This is a genomic window from Providencia sp. 2.29, assembly GCF_015832305.1.
In the GTDB taxonomy this organism is placed as follows: Bacteria; Pseudomonadota; Gammaproteobacteria; order Enterobacterales; family Enterobacteriaceae; genus Providencia; species Providencia stuartii.
On the sequence record NZ_CP065420.1, the window covers coordinates 2,012,999 to 2,030,327 of the forward strand.

Here is a 17,329-nt window from a genome sequence, read left to right on the forward strand (position 1 = left end):
GAGTCGGTATGATATATCCCGCATATAAGGTCGTAATTTAATCAATCAGAGTTAACACATTTTTGAATGAAAACACAAAATCAAGTTCAGTTTATCGATATTAGCGATGACGAAGCCGGACAACGTATTGATAATTTCCTGCTCGCAAAATTAAAAGGTGTTCCTAAGAGTATGATCTATCGCATCATTCGCAAGGGTGAGGTGAGGGTTAATAAGGGGCGTATTAAACCTGAGTATAAACTTATTGCAGGTGATCAAGTCCGTGTACCACCGGTAAGAGTCGCTGAGCGTGAAGAAGCCCCTGTTTCGGCAAAACTGGATAAAGTTTCTGCGTTAGCTGATTGCATTCTCTATGAAGACGACGCAATACTGGTCATTAATAAACCATCAGGCACCGCAGTTCATGGCGGCAGTGGCTTAAGTTTTGGGGTGATTGAAGGGTTAAGAGCGCTTCGCCCAGAAGCACGCTTTTTAGAGTTGGTGCACCGTTTGGATCGCGACACATCTGGGATTTTGCTGGTGGCTAAAAAACGTTCAGCATTAAGAGCGTTACACGAACAGTTGCGCCTTAAACAGATGCAAAAAGATTACCTCGCATTAGTGCGCGGGCATTGGCAATCACATACCAAAGTGATCCAAGCTCCGTTATTAAAAAATATCTTGCAAAGTGGTGAGCGTGTTGTTCGTGTTAGCCCTGAAGGTAAACCGTCAGAGACGCGCTTTAAGGTTGAGGAACGTTTTGATAATGCCACTTTGGTTAAAGCAAGCCCAGTAACGGGGCGTACTCACCAAATTCGTGTACATACATTACATGCAGGGCATCCGATTGCGTTTGATAACCGCTATGGCGATAAACAATTTGATAGCCAATTAGCGGATACAGGCCTAAAAAGATTGTTCTTGCATGCCAGCGCATTAAAGTTTACTCACCCTAAAACGGGGGAGGAAATGCGGTTACAAGCGCCGCTTGATAAAGAGCTTAATCAATGCTTAAAGGTTTTACGTTCACGTAAAAACTAAGCATATTAAGTTACCGGCAGACAAACTTGCCGGTAACTTATTGCGTTGTTAATTATCTAATGGATTGTAGCCATGATGGCGTAGCATCTCTAATAGCAGGATCAGAGGCAACCCAATCAATGTATTAGGATCACGCCCTTCAAGCCTATCAAATAAGGCAATCCCTAACCCTTCCGACTTAAAACTTCCGGCGCATTGGTAAGGCTCTTCTTTGCGCAAGTAAGTCTCGATTTCTTTATCACTTAAAGAACGAAAATAGACATTAAAGGGTTCACACTGCACATGGTAGTTTCCCGTCGTTGAATCTAATAAACATAGACCGGTATAAAATGTGACTTGTTTTCCTGAGGCTCTTTTCAGTTGTTTAAAGGCATTGTCATAATTGTATGGTTTGCCTGCAATTTCACCATCAATCACACAGACTTGGTCTGAGCCGATGATGAGATGTTGTTTATGCTGTTCACTGATGGCATGTGCTTTAGCATGCGCTAAGCGAGTGACCAATGCCTCAGCGGATTCATTTAACACTGGGGTTTCGTCTACATTCGGCGCTACGGCTAAAAAGGGTAATCCCAGCTTTTTTAACAATTGCTGCCGATAGGGAGAGGTTGATGCCAAAATAATCGATTTCATATTTTTTCTCGAAACTCATAGCCAAAAGGGTTAACTCATTTTAAACTATCTGACGCTTAACAGGCGATTTTTTGGTGAAAAGGCGAGTTTTGCCCGCCTTTTTCTTTGACTATAGCTCATTACAAAGTTAATATGCGCGCCTTATGCAAAAGGTAAAATTACCCCTGACTATCGATGCGCAGCGTGCAGCTCAAAAAAACCTCGACTATGTCGGGAGTTACACACCTGAGCAAGTAACACGTATTGCTGAATCAGTAGTCAGTGTAGACAGCGATGTTGAGAGCGAATTATCATTTAAAATTGATAATCAGCGTCTGACGGTCATAGAGGGGCATTCTGATGTGGATGTCACCCTACAATGCCAGCGTTGCAGAAAAGATTTCAAGCATCATGTTTACGTATCGTATTGTTTTAGTCCTGTCGTCAGTGACGAAAAGGCCGAAGCATTACCGGAAGGCTATGAGCCAATTCAAATTGATGAATTTGGTGAAATAGATTTGCTGGGAATGATAGAAGATGAAATAATTCTTTCCTTACCAGTGGTTCCGGTTCATGATTCTGAACACTGTGAAGTGTCCGAAGCGGATATGGTTTTTGGTGAACTACCGCCTGAGGCGGAAAAACCAAACCCATTTGCCGTATTAGCCAGTTTAAAGAAAAGTACTTAAGGAGTAAGGTCAATGGCCGTACAACAGAATAAACCAACTCGTTCAAAACGCGGTATGCGTCGTTCACATGATGCACTGACTGCTACCCTAGTTTCTGTAGACAAAACTACCGGTGAAACTCACCTGCGTCACCATGTGACTGCAGATGGTTACTACCGTGGCCGTAAGGTTATCAACAAGTAATTATAGATTTACAAGTTGATACTTTGGCTAATCTAACCATTGCGTTAGATGCTATGGGCGGGGATGTTGGTCCCCGCGTCACAGTGCCTGCTGCATTGCAGGCTCTGGCATCTAATCCAGCACTCAAATTACTGCTAGTCGGTCAACCTGACGCCATTCAACCACTGCTCGCACAACAAAGTGTTGAGCTGACTTCGCGTGTCGAAATTATTCCTGCTGAAAATGTTATCGCTAATGATGCCAAACCATCAACGGCAATACGTCAAAGCAAAGGAACATCCATGCGAGTGGCGCTTGAGTTAGTGAAGACTGGGCAGGCACAGGCGTGCGTGAGTGCAGGTAATACGGGTGCTTTGATGGGGCTAGCTAAGTTGATGCTTAAATCAATTGATGGCATCGAACGGCCTGCTTTGATGACCATTTTGCCTAATCAGCAAAAAGGTCAAACCGTGGTGCTAGACTTAGGCGCTAACGTCAATTGTAGTAGTGATATGCTAGTGCAATTTGCTGTGATGGGATCTGTCGTCGCTGAAGAGGTGGCCAAAATTGCTTCACCAAAAGTGGCACTACTAAATATTGGTGAAGAAGAGAGTAAAGGGCTTGATAATATCCGCGAAGCCGCCGCAATTCTCAAAGAAACCGCGGCAATAAATTACATCGGTTATGTCGAGGGCAATGAGTTGCTGACTGGCAAAACGGATGTATTAGTGTGTGACGGCTTCGCAGGTAACGTCACGCTAAAAACAATGGAAGGGGTGATCCGCGTCATACTTTCCTTGTTGAAATCAACAGATGAAAGCAAAAAGAATAAAAAACCTAGTTGGTTGATTCAATTGGCCAAAAAGTGGCTTAAAAAACGGCTGATGAAGCGTTTCGGGGAGTTGAACCCCGACCAGTATAATGGTGCAACTCTGTTAGGATTAAAGGGAATTGTCATAAAAAGTCATGGCGCTGCAAACGAAAGTGCATTTAAAGCTGCGATTGAACGGGCTGTTCAATCGGTAGATAGACAAGTTCCGGACAGAATAGCAGCTCGGTTGAATATCGTATTACCCAGGAGTGATCAATAACCTATGTATAGTAAAATATTAGGCACAGGCAGCTATTTACCCACACAAATTAGAACAAATGCTGATCTGGAAAAAATGGTTGATACTTCTGATGAGTGGATTGTAACTCGCACAGGTATTCATGAAAGAAGAATTGCTGGTGAAGATGAAAGTGTTGCCACAATGGGGTTTCATGCCGCACAAAAGGCCCTTGAAATGGCGCAAGTCGATAGCAGTGAGATTGGGCTAATTGTTGTCGCAACGACCTCTTCAACACACGCGTTTCCAAGCGCAGCGTGCCAAATTCAACAAATGTTAGGCATTAATGATTGCGCTGCATTTGATGTTGCCGCAGCGTGTGCAGGTTTTACGTATGCGATAAGCATCGTGGACCAGTTTATTAAAACGGGAATGGCAAAAAAAGCATTAGTGATTGGTGCAGATGCACTGTCAAAAACGTTAGACCCAAATGATCGCGGTACTATTATTCTGTTTGGTGATGCGGCAGGCGCGATGGTGCTCGGCGCATCGCAAGAGCCGGGTATTATATCAACACATCTGCATGCCGATGGGCGTTATGGCGAGTTGTTAGCGCTGCCGAATCGTGAGCGAGGCTCAGAAGATCAAGCCTACTTAACCATGACAGGCAATGAAGTCTTTAAAGTGGCTGTGCGTGAATTAGCGCACATTGTTGATGAAACATTGGCTGAAAGCGGTATCGCAAAAGAAGAACTCGATTGGTTAGTTCCTCATCAAGCAAATTTGCGTATCATCTCCGCAACAGCGAAAAAACTTGATATGGCCATGGATAAGGTGGTGGTTACGTTAGATAAACATGGTAACACCTCGGCTGCATCCGTGCCGACCGCCTTTGATGAAGCGGTACGTGATGGTCGAATCCAACGTGGTCAGTTAGTGCTCTTAGAAGCATTTGGCGGCGGCTTTACTTGGGGCTCTGCACTTGTTCGTTTTTAATTTACTGAGAAAATAGACATGACACAATTTGCTATGGTTTTTCCCGGTCAGGGATCTCAGTCTCTTGGTATGTTGTCTGCATTAGCGGCGGAAAGTCCGTTAGTAGAACAAACATTCGCTGAGGCGTCTGAAGCATTAGGTTATGACCTTTGGGCTCTTGTTCAGAACGGGCCAGAAGAAGAATTGAACAAAACATGGCAAACCCAGCCAGCGCTGTTAGCTGCATCTGTCGCTATCTTCCGTGTTTGGCAAGAAAAAAAAGGCGCGATGCCTACGATGATGGCAGGGCATAGCCTAGGTGAATATTCAGCTTTAGTGTGCGCGGGTGTTCTTGATTTTAAAGCGGCAATTAAACTGGTTGAGTTGCGTGGTAAATTGATGCAAGAAGCCGTTCCAGAAGGAACAGGCGCGATGTATGCGATCATCGGTTTAGATAACGAATCAATCGAGAAAGCTTGTCAAGATGCCGCTCAAGGCCAAGTCGTCTCTCCTGTGAATTTTAACTCACCAGGTCAAGTGGTGATTGCAGGTGAAAAAGCGGCGGTTGAGCGCGCTGGTGCAGCATGTAAAGAGGCGGGCGCAAAACGTGCATTACCATTATCGGTTAGTGTACCGTCACACTGTGCGTTAATGAAACCAGCGGCTGAAAAATTAGCAGTTGCGTTACAAGAAATAACGTTTAATCAACCAAATTTCCCAGTTATTAACAACGTTGATGTGAAAATTGAGCAATCAGCGGAAAATATTCGTGATGCTTTGGTTCGTCAATTGTATAATCCAGTTCGTTGGACTGAGACGGTAGAATTCATGGCAAATCAAGGTATTGAGCATCTTGTTGAAGTGGGTCCGGGTAAAGTATTAACTGGTCTTACCAAGCGTATTGTCTCTAATTTAACTGCCGTTGCAGTCAATGATCCTGTATCATTAGGCACTGCATTAGAAAACCTCTGAGGACGATATGAGCTTTGAAGGAAAAATTGCACTTGTAACAGGCGCTAGCCGCGGTATCGGGAAAGCGATCGCTTTAACGCTTGCTGCGCGTGGTGCGACGGTTATTGGTACAGCAACCAGCGAAAAAGGAGCAGAAGCGATTTCTGCTTATTTAGATGGAAAAGGCAAAGGTTTTGCTCTTAATGTGACAGACCCTGCATCAATTGACGAAACCTTGAATAATATTCGTCAACAATTTGGCGAAATTGATATACTGGTCAACAATGCAGGTATCACACGTGATAACCTTTTGATGCGTATGAAAGATGATGAGTGGCAAGATATTATTGACACTAACCTCTCATCCGTTTACCGTTTATCAAAAGCCGTATTACGCGCCATGATGAAAAAACGTTGTGGACGTATTATTTCAATCGCATCTGTTGTAGGTGTGATGGGAAATGCGGGTCAAGCGAACTATGCAGCAGCGAAAGCTGGGCTAATTGGTTTTAGCAAATCATTAGCACGCGAAGTCGCTTCCCGTGGCATTACCGTTAATGTCGTTGCACCTGGTTTTATTGAAACTGATATGACCAAGGCATTGACAGATGAGCAGCGTGCAGGCATTTTATCTCAAGTTCCTGCCGACAGGCTTGGTGATGCACAAGAAATTGCCAGTGCTGTAGCGTTTTTAGCTTCTGATGAAGCTGGTTACATCACAGGTGAAACATTACATGTCAATGGCGGCATGTACATGATCTAAAGAAATGATGGAACCATTTGCATTATTAGTGTTAATTAGCGCAAAATAATGCAAAATTTAGGTTTCAACAGCCGGGATTGGGTTGTATCTTTTCCTGTATTTTATAAACTACGAAAACCATCGCGAAAGCGAGTTTTGATAGGAATTTTAATAGTATGAGCACTATCGAAGAACGCGTTAAGAAAATCATCGTTGAGCAACTAGGTGTTAAAGAGGAAGAAGTTGTAACAACAGCTTCGTTTGTTGATGACTTGGGCGCTGATTCTCTTGACACAGTTGAGCTGGTTATGGCTCTGGAAGAAGAGTTCGATATCGAAATCCCTGACGAAGAAGCTGAAAAGATCACAACAGTGCAGGCTGCGATTGATTACGTCGAGAACGCATCTAACTAATTGTTTTAAAACTTGTCTAGGCGGTCACTCGACCGCCTATGTTTCTTTGATAACTTTTTTTCCCTCCTTGGAGGATTTACGTGTCTAAGCGTCGTGTAGTCGTAACCGGACTGGGCATGTTATCTCCTGTCGGCAACACAGTTGAATCATCATGGAAAGCTGTTTGTGACGGACAGAGTGGTATCAGCCTTATCGAACATTTTGATACTACCAACCACGCAACTAAATTTGCTGGCGTAGTTAAAGATTTCAATTACGAAGATTATGGTATCTCCCGCAAAGATGCACGGAAGATGGACCCTTTCATTCAGTATGGAATTGCTGCTGGTAATCAAGCTATCAAAGATTCCGGGCTGGAAGTAACAGAAGCCAATGCTACTCGTATAGGGTTAGCGATTGGTTCTGGTATTGGTGGTCTAGGCCTAATTCAAGAGAACTGTGAAGCATTACAAAATGGCGGTCCTCGTAAAGTTAGCCCATTCTTCGTTCCTTCTACGATCATTAATATGGTCGCAGGTCATTTAAGCATTATTTACGGTTTCCGTGGCCCAAGTATTTCGATTGCCACAGCCTGTACTTCAGGTGTTCACAATATCGGTCATGCCGCACGTATGATTGCTTATGGTGATGCTGATGTAATGATTGCTGGTGGCGCTGAAAAAGCGACAACGCCATTGGGTGTTGCAGGTTTTGGCGCAGCACGGGCTCTTTCTACGCGTAATGATGATCCGCAAGCGGCTAGCCGCCCATGGGATAAAGACCGTGATGGCTTTGTACTGGGTGACGGTGCGGGTATTATCGTACTTGAAGAATATGAACATGCTAAAGCTCGCGGCGCAAAAATTTACGCTGAAGTTGCTGGTTTCGGCATGAGCAGTGATGCTTATCATATGACATCACCGCCTGAAAATGGTGAAGGTGCTGCTCTGGCGATGGCAAATGCTCTGCATGATGCAGGTATTGAAGCTAACGCAGTGGGCTATATCAATGCTCACGGTACTTCAACACCAGCAGGTGACTTAGCGGAAGCGCAAGCGGTTATTTCGGTCTTTGGTGAAGGAACCGACGTATTAGTTAGCTCAACAAAATCGATGACAGGTCATCTATTAGGTGCCGCTGGTGCCATTGAGTCTATCTTTACGATCCTTTCACTGACAGAGCAAATCGTTCCGCCTACGATCAATCTGGAAAACCCAGATGAAGCTTGCAAACTGGATTTTGTTCCAGGCAAAGCAAGAAAAGTAGAAAATATGGAATATGCTCTGTGCAACTCATTTGGTTTTGGTGGTACAAACGGTTCATTAATTTTCCGTCGCTATCACGAAGAGTAACCCAGACGTATTACTTTACGTTGTAAAGGGTAAAAGCCTCAGTGTTCACAATACTGGGGCTTTATTTTTAGTGTCGTTTTGCAGTCTATGTCAGTTTAGTTTATGATAGTTAATATCCTGTTACTGACTGATTTATCAGCCATTATTATAAGAATTATCAATGCTATACTGGGTTAATGGAGTTGAGTGCCGTCATATTGACGTGACTGATCGGGCTGTGCAATTTGGTGATGGCTGCTTCACCACGATCCATGTGTTTAATCATCAACCAAAAATGCTTGATATGCATATTAGGCGTCTCATGCAGGATAGTTCTCGCCTTAAATTACCCCAACCAGATTGGCAAATGTTAGAGAAGCAGATCCACGCGATTTGCCAACAGCATAATGATGATGAATTCGTTGTTAAAGTGATTATTAGCCGAGGCACGGGGGGCAGAGGCTATAGCACTTTAGGGTTTAATCAGCCAACGGTAATAATGTCTATCGCGCCTTTTCCACAACATTACCAAGCGTTGCAGAAATCAGGTATCCAACTGATATTAAGCCGTATTCCAACGAGTAAAAATCCCTATTTAGCAGGGATCAAACACCTTAATCGCCTTGAGCAGGTGTTAATACGCCAAGAAATTGATGAAGCTCAGGTTGATGAGGCTTTAGTTGTTGATTCTGATGGTATTTTAATTGAATGTTGCAGTGCCAATATTTTTTGGCGCAAAGGCGATACGGTATTTACGCCAAATTTAGCATTTTCTGGCGTAAATGGATTAATGAGACAAAAGATCATAGCGCTTTTAGCTGCTAGTCAGTACCATCTTCGGGAGGTTGAACGTTTTCCCGATGTATTGGGGAACTGTGATGAAGTGTTTATTTGTAATACGTTGATGCCAATACTGCCGGTTGCTACGATCACCTTGGGTAACAATAAACCTCAATGGCAATATTCATCAAGGGAACTGTTTGAATATTTGTTTTTACGTTGCCAACTTTAGTCACTGAATGGTTAATGAATGAAACTCGCTAAAAAAATCTCTATCGCAATTGTCGTTATTCTGTTGGTAATAGGCGTAAGTGCCTATGTGATGTATCAACAGGTTTTGAACTATGCAAAAGAGCCGCTAAATCTAACACAAGAGAAAGTTTTTACGGTTCCTGCTGGAACAGGCCGCGTTGCGCTTGAAGCATTGCTGGTAGACGAAAAAGTGATTAATCAAAGTAACAAATTTCAATGGTTACTAAAATTGCGCCCAGAGTTAGCTAAAATGAAGGCTGGGACTTACCGCCTCCAGCCAAATATGGATATCGCGCAGATGTTAGCATTAATTTCCAGTGGCAAAGAGGCACAGTTTTCCATTCGTTTTGTCGAAGGTAACCGACTCTCTGATTGGACAAATATCTTACGTGATGCGCCTTACTTAAAACATGAGGCGGAAGGGAAAACACAAGAAGAGTTATACGCGCTAATTGGTTTTGATGGAACGACCACCCTTGAAGGCTGGCTATATCCGGATACCTATCTGTATACGGCGGGAACGCGTGATATTGATATATTAAAACGCGCTCACCAACAAATGAAAAAAAATGTCGATGAAGTTTGGCAAGGGAGAGATAAAGATCTACCTTACAAAAACGCGTATGAGATGCTAATCATGGCTTCAATCATCGAAAAAGAGACGGGTATTGACAGTGAAAGAAACCAAGTGGCGTCGGTATTTGTGAATCGTTTGCAGAAAAATATGCGGTTACAAACAGATCCTACAGTTATCTATGGTTTAGGCGATAAGTATCGCGGGAAAATTTATCGTAGCGACTTAGACAACTATACACCATATAACACCTATCGCATTGATGGGTTACCGCCAACGCCGATAGCAATGCCAAGTCTTGCATCAATTAAAGCCGCGGCACACCCTGCGAAAACGAACTATTTATACTTTGTTGCAGATGGTACAGGTGGGCACACATTCAGTAGTAGCCTTAATGACCATAATCGAGCCGTCAAAGTGTATCGAAAAATTGAAAAACAGAATGATAAGTAAGATGAAAAACGCCTATATCGTTATTGAAGGGTTAGAAGGGGCAGGTAAAACCACTGCGATTAAAACCGTTGTTGAAACATTAAATCAGGCAGGGATCCAAGACATTGCCTTTACCCGAGAGCCAGGGGGAACCCCATTAGCAGAAAAGCTACGTGAACTCATTAAACAGGGGATCAGCGGGGAAAAAGTCACTGATAAAGCCGAGCTTTTGATGCTGTATGCCGCACGTGTCCAACTGGTTGAAAACGTCATTAAGCCAGCCTTAGCGGCGGGTAAATGGGTTGTTGGTGATAGGCATGATTTATCTTCACAGGCCTATCAAGGGGGCGGACGTGGTATTGATCGCCAACTTATGCAGTCATTGCGTGATCTGGTTTTGGGGGAATTTAAACCAGCGTTAACACTGTATTTGGACCTACCTCCAGCATTAGGGTTACAGCGTGCGCGCGCTCGTGGTGAGCTAGACCGAATTGAGCAAGAGTCTCTGGCATTTTTTGAACGCACTCGTGCACGTTATCGTGAGTTAGCGGCCTCCGATGAGACTATTTTAACGATTGATGCAAGCCAGAATATTGAACAAGTTCAACATGATATTCGCCAAGCTTTGCAGCAATGGTTGGCAAAATAAGGTGATACAATGAATTGGTACCCTTGGTTGAATGAAACGTATCGTCAACTAATTACCTCCTACCAGCAAGGTCGTGGGCACCACGCATTGTTATTGCATTCACTACCGGGTAACGGAGTGGAAGCATTATGCTATGGTATTAGTCGCTGGTTAATTTGCCAAAATACAGACGGGCTAAAAAGCTGTGGGCAATGCCATAGCTGCCAATTGATGTTGGCAGGAACGCACCCTGATTACCATGTTTTAGAGCCAGAGAAGGGCAAAACAACGGTTAGCGTGGAAGCGGTAAGGAAACTGACAGAGACCTTAAGTAGTCATGCACAGCAAAATGGGGCTAAAGTCGCCTATATTCCTCGAACAGAAGCATTGACCGATGCAGCGGCCAACGCGCTCTTAAAAACCTTGGAAGAGCCAACAAAGCAGACCTATTTTTTATTAGGTTGCGAGAAACGTGAAAATCTATTAGCGACGCTACGAAGCCGTTGCTTATATACCTTTTTATCACCACCTGAATCGCAAATTGCGTGGTATTGGTTACAAAAGCAAATCGTTGGCGTCAACTATAACGACGCATTGACCGCGTTAAAGTTGTGCCAAGGGGCTCCAGTCGCGGCGATGTCATTGTTGCAACCTGAGCATTGGCAACAGCGTAGTGTGCTATGCCAGAAACTCGCTCATGGGATACAACATAATGATATGTTGTCGTTATTACCTGCGATTCATCATGATAAGGCGATTGAGTCGATGGGGTGGCTGCTCGGACTATTAGCCGATAGCATGAAACTGCAACAACATGCAGCCCAATTTTGTTTAAATCAAGACCAATTGCCACTTGTGAGCGTACTTGCATCACGAATGACAAATACACAATTGTTTGAAGTTTATGAGGCTTGGCAAAATTGCCGCCACCAATTGATGACAGTGCCCGCACTGAATCAAGAGTTACTTTTGACAAATCAATTATTACAATGGGAAGCATTAATTGTTACCCCAACACCATAAAAAAGAGTGAAATATGTTTGTAGTTGATTCACACTGCCATCTCGATTGCCTTGATTATGAAAAATTACATACAAGCGTCGATGATGTGATCGCAAAGGCGTCGCAACGCGATGTCGGATTTATGTTAGCGGTTGCCACAACGTTACATGGTTTTGATAACATGAAAACCATGATTGGCAAGCGTGCTAATGTGGCATTTTCTTGCGGTATTCATCCACTTAATTTGGATGAAGGGTATGATTTTGAGCGCTTAGCGCAATTAGCTGCTGGTGAAGAAGTGGTCGCGTTAGGGGAAACAGGGCTAGACTATTATTATCAGAAAGAAAATGCAGCACTTCAGCAAGCGTCTTTCCGTCAACATATTCGTATTGGTCGTCAGGTTAATAAACCTGTGATAGTTCACACGCGGGATGCGCGAGAAGATACACTGACTATTTTACGTGAAGAACAAGTGATGGATTGTGGCGGTGTTTTGCACTGCTTTACGGAAGATAAACAGACAGCCATGGAATTGCTAGATCTTGGTATGTATATCTCTTTTTCAGGGATAGTTACCTTCCGCAATGCAGAGCAAATTCGTGAAGCCGCAAGGGTTGTTCCATTAGATAGGATCTTAGTAGAAACGGATTCACCTTATTTAGCCCCCGTGCCGCATCGTGGGAAGGAGAACCAACCTGCTTATGTGCGGGATGTGGCAGAGTATATGGCAGTATTAAAAGGGGTTAGCCCTGAAGAAATGGCACGTATTACCACTGAAAACTTTAACCGCCTATTTCATTTGAATGTCGGCGAGAATAAAGCGTAATAATTAGTCAATATTAAAGGAATTCGCAATGGCAGAAGAAACTATTTTCAGTAAGATCATTCGACGTGAAATCCCGGCAGATATCGTTTATCAGGATGAACTGGTTACCGCATTTCGTGATATTTCGCCACAAACTCCCTCACATATCCTGATTATTCCCAATAAACTCATCCCAACAGTGAATGATGTGACTGCGGAAGATGAACTGGCATTGGGGCGCTTATTTACCGTTGCAGCAAAAATTGCCAAACAAGAAGGGATTGCTGAAAGCGGTTACCGTTTGATCATGAACTGTAATGAACACTCCGGGCAGGAAGTGTTTCATATTCATATGCACCTTGTTGGCGGTCGTCCTCTTGGACCATTGCTGGCAAAATAAGGTAATGATGTGAAAAAGATTTGGGGAACATTGATACGTATATTAACACTCAGTGCTGTGGTATTTGCGCTGAGCGCTTGCTCATGGGGTAAGCGTGATGGGTTAGTATTCAATGATCAACAACGAGTGATTATGGAGCCTGCGGTTCTTGCGCAAGGTATCATTGTAGAGCAACCTGTAGTCAGCGTTGAGAACTATGCGACGGTGGCTAAGATCAATATGAGCAATAGCCAGCCAAATCCGATGACTGTCATGTACCGTCTCTATTGGTACGACGATAAAGGATTGAAAATCGCAACAACCCATGATTTGCAGCAGATGATACCTGCAAATTCAGTGATTAGTGTTAATGCTGAAAGTACATCATCACTCGCGCGTAATGTACGTGTTTATGTATTTTTACCGCAAATGCTTGGAGACAAATAATGAAACGGATCTTGTTCGTTGCAGCGGCAGCGATGATGCTGGCAGGATGTCCTTCTTTTCAGCAGGATAGGCCTAAAATGCCTCCGCCAGTTGTCCCTGTAGAGCCAACTGAACCCACTGAGCCTACAACTCCACCACCAATCGATAAGGTGCCTACACCACCTAAGCAAAAAACCACAGATTGGTCTGCTGCTGTCTCGCCTTTAGTCGGACAGATGACAGGGGCAAATGGTGTTGAGAGCGGCAAAGTTCTGTTGGTGGATTCAGTTAAAAACAATACGACAGGTTCATTTTCTGTACAAAATGTGACCTCAGCCATCGTAAAAGCGGTTGATGACAGTCATCGCTTTAAAGTCGTACCACAAGATGTGGTCAATGCCGCGCGTAGAACGTTAGGTTTATCGCAAGACGATAGCCTTGTTACACGCAGTAAAGCGATTGGCTTAGGGCGTTACGTACAAGCTGATTATGTATTGTATAGCGTGATTTCAGGCTCTAACGACCAACGCGATATCGAAATGCAGCTGATGGCAGTGCAAAGCGGTGAGATCCTTTGGTCAGGAAAAAACGATATTGAGCAATGACAGTGCATTATTGGCACTGCTGGCAGGTTGCTTCCCAAATATTAACGTTAAAACGTGGGAAGTAACCCCATTAGCAGGGCTTTCAGGGGGAACCTATCACTTACGGTCACATACTCTCAATCTGATTGCGCGTGCTCAAAGTCAGGCGCAAACGGCTCTATTCGTGAATAGACGCAAAGAGGCGCGGGTATTACATCAATTACAACACTTTGGCCAAGCGCCCAAAGTGTTAGCAAGAAATTCAGATTGGTTATTACTATCATGGTGTGATGGTCAGCAACCCAGTGATACTCAATTTTTAACACCAACATTTCAATCTTTATTAGCGGCAACAATTGCTAAATTACATACTCAACCCTTACTCACTTATCGTCTACAGCTTAGGCAAGAAATTGCCCATTACGGGTATTTAGTTGATCCAAAACGCCAAGGGCCTCGGTGGCATCGATGGCACCAACATTTTTTATCCGCACCTATGCCAAGGGTTCTAAAGTTAGCCCCCGCCCATATGGATATTCATAAAGGCAATATTGTCTGTACTGAGAGTGGTCAACTGGCTTTATTGGATTGGGAGTATTCGGCAAATACCGATATTGGATTGTCATTGGAAACCTATTTTCAAGCGAACCAATTGAATACCACACAACGTGATTTTTTCTTATCAGAGTATTGCAATAAATACCATGCTTATGGCGATGTTGAACGCTTGGCTCACCAATGCCGGCTATGGACGCCATGGGTCAAATATATGATGTTAATGTGGTATGAAGTGCAATGGAACCAAAGTCAAAATAATGATTTTTTGTTACACTCAAGGTCATTAAGGCAATACTTTAGTTTGCCTAGTTAATTAAATTCGTATAACGCAAGTGCGAGCAAAAATCGTAAAACCGTTTTAAATAGTGAGGCATGTATGGGTCCGATAATGCTAGACGTTCAGGGCTATGAGCTGGACAGTGAAGAGCGTGAAATACTGGCACATCCGCTGGTGGGCGGGTTAATTTTATTTACCCGTAATTTTCATGATGCAGCACAATTAAGGGAGTTAGTTCGCCAAATTCGTGATGCATCCCGTCATCGCTTATTGATAGCGGTTGATCAGGAAGGCGGGCGAGTGCAACGTTTTCGTGATGGCTTTACGGCATTACCTTCCGCTCAAGCATTTGCAGCACTTAATAGCCAATCTGAAGGGGCAAAATTAGCGGAGGAAGCTGGTTGGTTAATGGCATCTGAAATGATTGCTATGGATATCGATATTAGTTTCGCGCCGGTGCTAGATCTTGGGCATCAAAGTATTGCGATTGGCGAGCGCTCGTTCCATGAAGATCCTGAAATTGCCATGATCATGGCGGAACGGTTTATTAAAGGTATGCGTAGTGCGGGGATGAAAACGACAGGGAAGCATTTTCCTGGGCATGGGGCAGTGAAAGCGGATTCTCATAAAGAAACCCCTCGTGATGACCGCGACCTTGAAACTATTCGTAAAAAAGATATGTCAATCTTCAGAGACTTTATTCAGCGCGATTTGCTTGATGCCGTGATGCCTGCACATGTCATTTATACACAAGCAGACGACCGCCCTGCAAGTGGCTCACCATTCTGGCTCAAATCGATTTTACGTGAGCAGTTGGGCTTCAATGGTGTGATCTTCTCTGATGATTTGTCGATGGAAGGGGCGGCTATCATGGGAAGCTATCCAGAGCGTGCAGCCGCTTCGTTGTCAGCCGGTTGTGATATGGTGTTGGTTTGCAACAACCGTGATGGTGCGGTGAGTGTATTAGATAACCTACCAAAGCAGCAAGGGAGCCTAGCTTCATCACTGTTCCATAGTGGTCGACAATATAGCTTGAAAGACTTACAAGGCGCACAACGCTGGCAAGAGAGCCACAATAAACTGGTAGAACTGCATCGTAAATGGCAAGAACAGCGTTAATTATTACCGGCCGTTAGTAAAAAAGCCGTAAACTGAACAGCCCCCAAAAGTTGGATGCTTTTAGTCTCACTTGAAGGGGCTTTTTCTATGGTAAAACAGTCCTTAAAACGTCAGTTTTAAATTACTTAAGCTTGAAGGTTTTTGCGGCAAAAAGTTTAACTCGATTGTTAAACAGGGGAGTCGTGAATGAAGGTATCTATGATTATCACTATGAAAGATGCAAGGTTAAATGAAAAGGACTAAGCCCTGTTGAATACAGAACTCAGTGCTTGAAGACCGCTTAATTCACGGTCAATTTTATGGGAACGTTCAATTGGGGGAGGAGCCACAGGGGCAAGGCTATGCCGCTTTATCTCTATGTAATCGCCTTGTGGTGGCAATATCAAAAGCAAGACTGCGTAAATTCGGCGTATGATTAATCAATGCACGGTGAGTAGATGCTTGGCTGATAAAGACAAAACTTTCCCCCCAAGGCTGTTGATAATTATCACGGACAATAGGCCCACAACGATGTTTAAGTAAGCCTGCAAGTGGTAAATGGTCATCGCCTTTAGCTAACGTCTTATCAGCTAAATGGGCAAAATCTCGTTTTATCTCTTTGGCTTTCAGATACCAGCGATCACGCGCCCAGATTGCAGCGGTTAAAGCGGTATTGTTATCACTCAGATACCAAACCTGTGGAACAGACTGCTCATGAGGGCATACACCAGAAACTGCATGGTTAAATGTTTTCGCACTGTGTAAGTAACTTGCTAGATTATCGCGTACACGTTGGCATTGCTCTGAAACGATGGAGGTTTTGTATGGGCCGATACGTAACCGCTGCCAGCAGTCGGCATCATAGATATCAAACGGTTCAATGGCTTTGCCATGATGATCGATAACGGTTGGATTAGCAGGAAGTAACTGGTAAGCACTCGGGTATCCGGCAATATCATCGGGAGAAAAGCCATAAAAATAGCGACTACCGGCGTAATAGCCAGTTTCCATCATTGACCACGCATGAAACGTTCCTTCCCATGGCGGGCCGAAAGCATACCATTTGGCAATAAGCTGCCGATTCTCTTCACTGGTTTGACGCAACCAGTAGCGTACAGCCAAATTAGATGCCTATTGCGCAATGATAATACATTTTTGTTTGTCACCAAAAAGGGTCTTTATGCGGTTAATCTCGGCATCTAATATTGTAACAAGCTCTCGGTGATCCGCTCGCCAATCATGGGCTAAAAAGAAGAGGTCTTGGCCTTCTCGATAACCTAAACCAACGTGCAAAACATCTTTCAGCTCCTGTGTGACCAATGTTGTGATGAGCTTAGGAACAATCGTGAATTCATGCAGTTGCTCTGTGGCTAAGATATTACAAGGGGTATCGGGAGAAGGAGCCTGATACTCATAATCGCTTTTCGTGAAAACGCCACGATAATCCCCCCAGATAAATGCTTGTTTGGATCTATCAAACAGTTTACTGCCTAAAATACCCGGTAGATAAATAATGGGTAAATTAGGGCTTTTATCATTGAGTTTGGCACGACGTAGCTGCGTGGCGATGGATTGTGCGCGTAGATATGACCATCCACGATTTAACGGCAT

The 17,329-nt window shown here is 43.9% G+C and carries 22 protein-coding genes; 19 read left to right on the plus strand and 3 right to left on the minus strand.

What is annotated here, in order from left to right; all coding sequences use genetic code 11:
- Positions 1–66: 66 nt before the first annotated feature.
- Entirely contained in the window at positions 67–1,020 is a 954-nt protein-coding gene (rluC, locus tag I3B46_RS09090) for a 23S rRNA pseudouridine(955/2504/2580) synthase RluC (protein ID WP_004920838.1), read from the plus strand.
- Between the two features lie 48 nt (positions 1,021–1,068).
- Here rluC and I3B46_RS09095 read toward each other — a convergent pair whose 3' ends face one another.
- Positions 1,069–1,653 (minus strand): Maf family protein, encoded by a 585-nt coding sequence (locus I3B46_RS09095; protein WP_004920837.1) that lies wholly within the window; start codon positions 1,651–1,653, stop codon positions 1,069–1,071.
- A 143-nt stretch (positions 1,654–1,796) separates the two neighbouring features.
- On the opposite strand from I3B46_RS09095, the gene yceD reads away from it, so the two are divergent.
- The 18 genes from yceD (at position 1,797) to nagZ (ending at position 15,739) form a co-directional block, all read left to right on the plus strand.
- Positions 1,797–2,321 carry a 23S rRNA accumulation protein YceD gene (gene yceD / locus I3B46_RS09100; RefSeq protein ID WP_004920836.1) on the plus strand — a complete coding sequence of 175 codons (525 nt, stop codon included), beginning with the start codon at positions 1,797–1,799 and terminating at the stop codon, positions 2,319–2,321.
- Positions 2,322–2,333: 12 nt separating this feature from the next.
- Positions 2,334–2,504 (plus strand): 50S ribosomal protein L32, encoded by a 171-nt coding sequence (rpmF, locus tag I3B46_RS09105; RefSeq protein ID WP_004920835.1) that lies wholly within the window; start codon positions 2,334–2,336, stop codon positions 2,502–2,504.
- 23 nt (positions 2,505–2,527) lie between these two features.
- Positions 2,528–3,574, plus strand: a complete 1,047-nt coding sequence (plsX, locus tag I3B46_RS09110; RefSeq protein WP_014656180.1) for a phosphate acyltransferase PlsX — start codon at positions 2,528–2,530, stop codon at positions 3,572–3,574.
- Between the two features lie 3 nt (positions 3,575–3,577).
- On the plus strand, positions 3,578–4,528 hold the full coding sequence (locus tag I3B46_RS09115) for a beta-ketoacyl-ACP synthase III (RefSeq protein ID WP_004920833.1): 951 nt from the start codon (positions 3,578–3,580) through the stop codon (positions 4,526–4,528).
- Between the two features lie 18 nt (positions 4,529–4,546).
- Complete coding sequence (fabD, locus tag I3B46_RS09120; protein ID WP_004920832.1) at positions 4,547–5,479, plus strand: ACP S-malonyltransferase; 933 nt, start codon at positions 4,547–4,549, stop codon at positions 5,477–5,479.
- Between the two features lie 7 nt (positions 5,480–5,486).
- On the plus strand, positions 5,487–6,221 hold the full coding sequence (gene fabG, locus I3B46_RS09125; RefSeq protein WP_004920831.1) for a 3-oxoacyl-ACP reductase FabG: 735 nt from the start codon (positions 5,487–5,489) through the stop codon (positions 6,219–6,221).
- 155 nt (positions 6,222–6,376) lie between these two features.
- Complete coding sequence (gene acpP / locus I3B46_RS09130) at positions 6,377–6,613, plus strand: acyl carrier protein (protein WP_004920830.1); 237 nt, start codon at positions 6,377–6,379, stop codon at positions 6,611–6,613.
- Positions 6,614–6,693: 80 nt separating this feature from the next.
- Complete coding sequence (fabF, locus tag I3B46_RS09135; protein WP_014656177.1) at positions 6,694–7,944, plus strand: beta-ketoacyl-ACP synthase II; 1,251 nt, start codon at positions 6,694–6,696, stop codon at positions 7,942–7,944.
- 160 nt (positions 7,945–8,104) lie between these two features.
- Positions 8,105–8,935, plus strand: coding sequence for an aminodeoxychorismate lyase (gene pabC, locus I3B46_RS09140; RefSeq protein WP_014656176.1), 831 nt, complete (start codon positions 8,105–8,107; stop codon positions 8,933–8,935).
- Between the two features lie 18 nt (positions 8,936–8,953).
- Positions 8,954–9,982 (plus strand): endolytic transglycosylase MltG, encoded by a 1,029-nt coding sequence (gene mltG / locus I3B46_RS09145; RefSeq protein ID WP_004920827.1) that lies wholly within the window; start codon positions 8,954–8,956, stop codon positions 9,980–9,982.
- 1 nt (position 9,983) lies between these two features.
- On the plus strand, positions 9,984–10,610 hold the full coding sequence (tmk, locus tag I3B46_RS09150) for a dTMP kinase (protein ID WP_014656174.1): 627 nt from the start codon (positions 9,984–9,986) through the stop codon (positions 10,608–10,610).
- 9 nt (positions 10,611–10,619) lie between these two features.
- On the plus strand, positions 10,620–11,612 hold the full coding sequence (holB, locus tag I3B46_RS09155; RefSeq protein WP_014656173.1) for a DNA polymerase III subunit delta': 993 nt from the start codon (positions 10,620–10,622) through the stop codon (positions 11,610–11,612).
- 13 nt (positions 11,613–11,625) lie between these two features.
- A complete protein-coding gene (locus I3B46_RS09160; protein ID WP_014656172.1) occupies positions 11,626–12,417 on the plus strand; it encodes a metal-dependent hydrolase in 792 nt (263 codons plus the stop codon).
- 28 nt (positions 12,418–12,445) lie between these two features.
- Complete coding sequence (gene hinT, locus I3B46_RS09165) at positions 12,446–12,796, plus strand: purine nucleoside phosphoramidase (RefSeq protein WP_004920823.1); 351 nt, start codon at positions 12,446–12,448, stop codon at positions 12,794–12,796.
- A 9-nt stretch (positions 12,797–12,805) separates the two neighbouring features.
- On the plus strand, positions 12,806–13,222 hold the full coding sequence (locus I3B46_RS09170; protein WP_014656171.1) for a YcfL family protein: 417 nt from the start codon (positions 12,806–12,808) through the stop codon (positions 13,220–13,222).
- Entirely contained in the window at positions 13,222–13,806 is a 585-nt protein-coding gene (lpoB, locus tag I3B46_RS09175; protein ID WP_104873546.1) for a penicillin-binding protein activator LpoB, read from the plus strand. The genes I3B46_RS09170 and lpoB overlap by 1 nt, the downstream gene beginning before the upstream one ends.
- On the plus strand, positions 13,796–14,656 hold the full coding sequence (locus I3B46_RS09180; protein ID WP_104873545.1) for a phosphotransferase: 861 nt from the start codon (positions 13,796–13,798) through the stop codon (positions 14,654–14,656). Before lpoB ends, I3B46_RS09180 begins: the two co-directional genes overlap by 11 nt.
- A gap of 63 nt (positions 14,657–14,719) precedes the next feature.
- A complete protein-coding gene (gene nagZ / locus I3B46_RS09185; RefSeq protein WP_004920819.1) occupies positions 14,720–15,739 on the plus strand; it encodes a beta-N-acetylhexosaminidase in 1,020 nt (339 codons plus the stop codon).
- 339 nt (positions 15,740–16,078) lie between these two features.
- Here the strand turns inward: nagZ and I3B46_RS21770 are convergent, their stop codons facing one another.
- Both I3B46_RS21770 and I3B46_RS21775 read right to left on the minus strand, forming a co-directional pair.
- Positions 16,079–16,840 (minus strand): hypothetical protein, encoded by a 762-nt coding sequence (locus I3B46_RS21770; protein ID WP_231405914.1) that lies wholly within the window; start codon positions 16,838–16,840, stop codon positions 16,079–16,081.
- Positions 16,841–16,849: 9 nt separating this feature from the next.
- The gene (locus tag I3B46_RS21775) at positions 16,850–17,329 is read right to left on the minus strand and encodes a hypothetical protein (RefSeq protein ID WP_231405915.1); all 480 of its coding nucleotides are present in this window, start codon (positions 17,327–17,329) and stop codon (positions 16,850–16,852) included.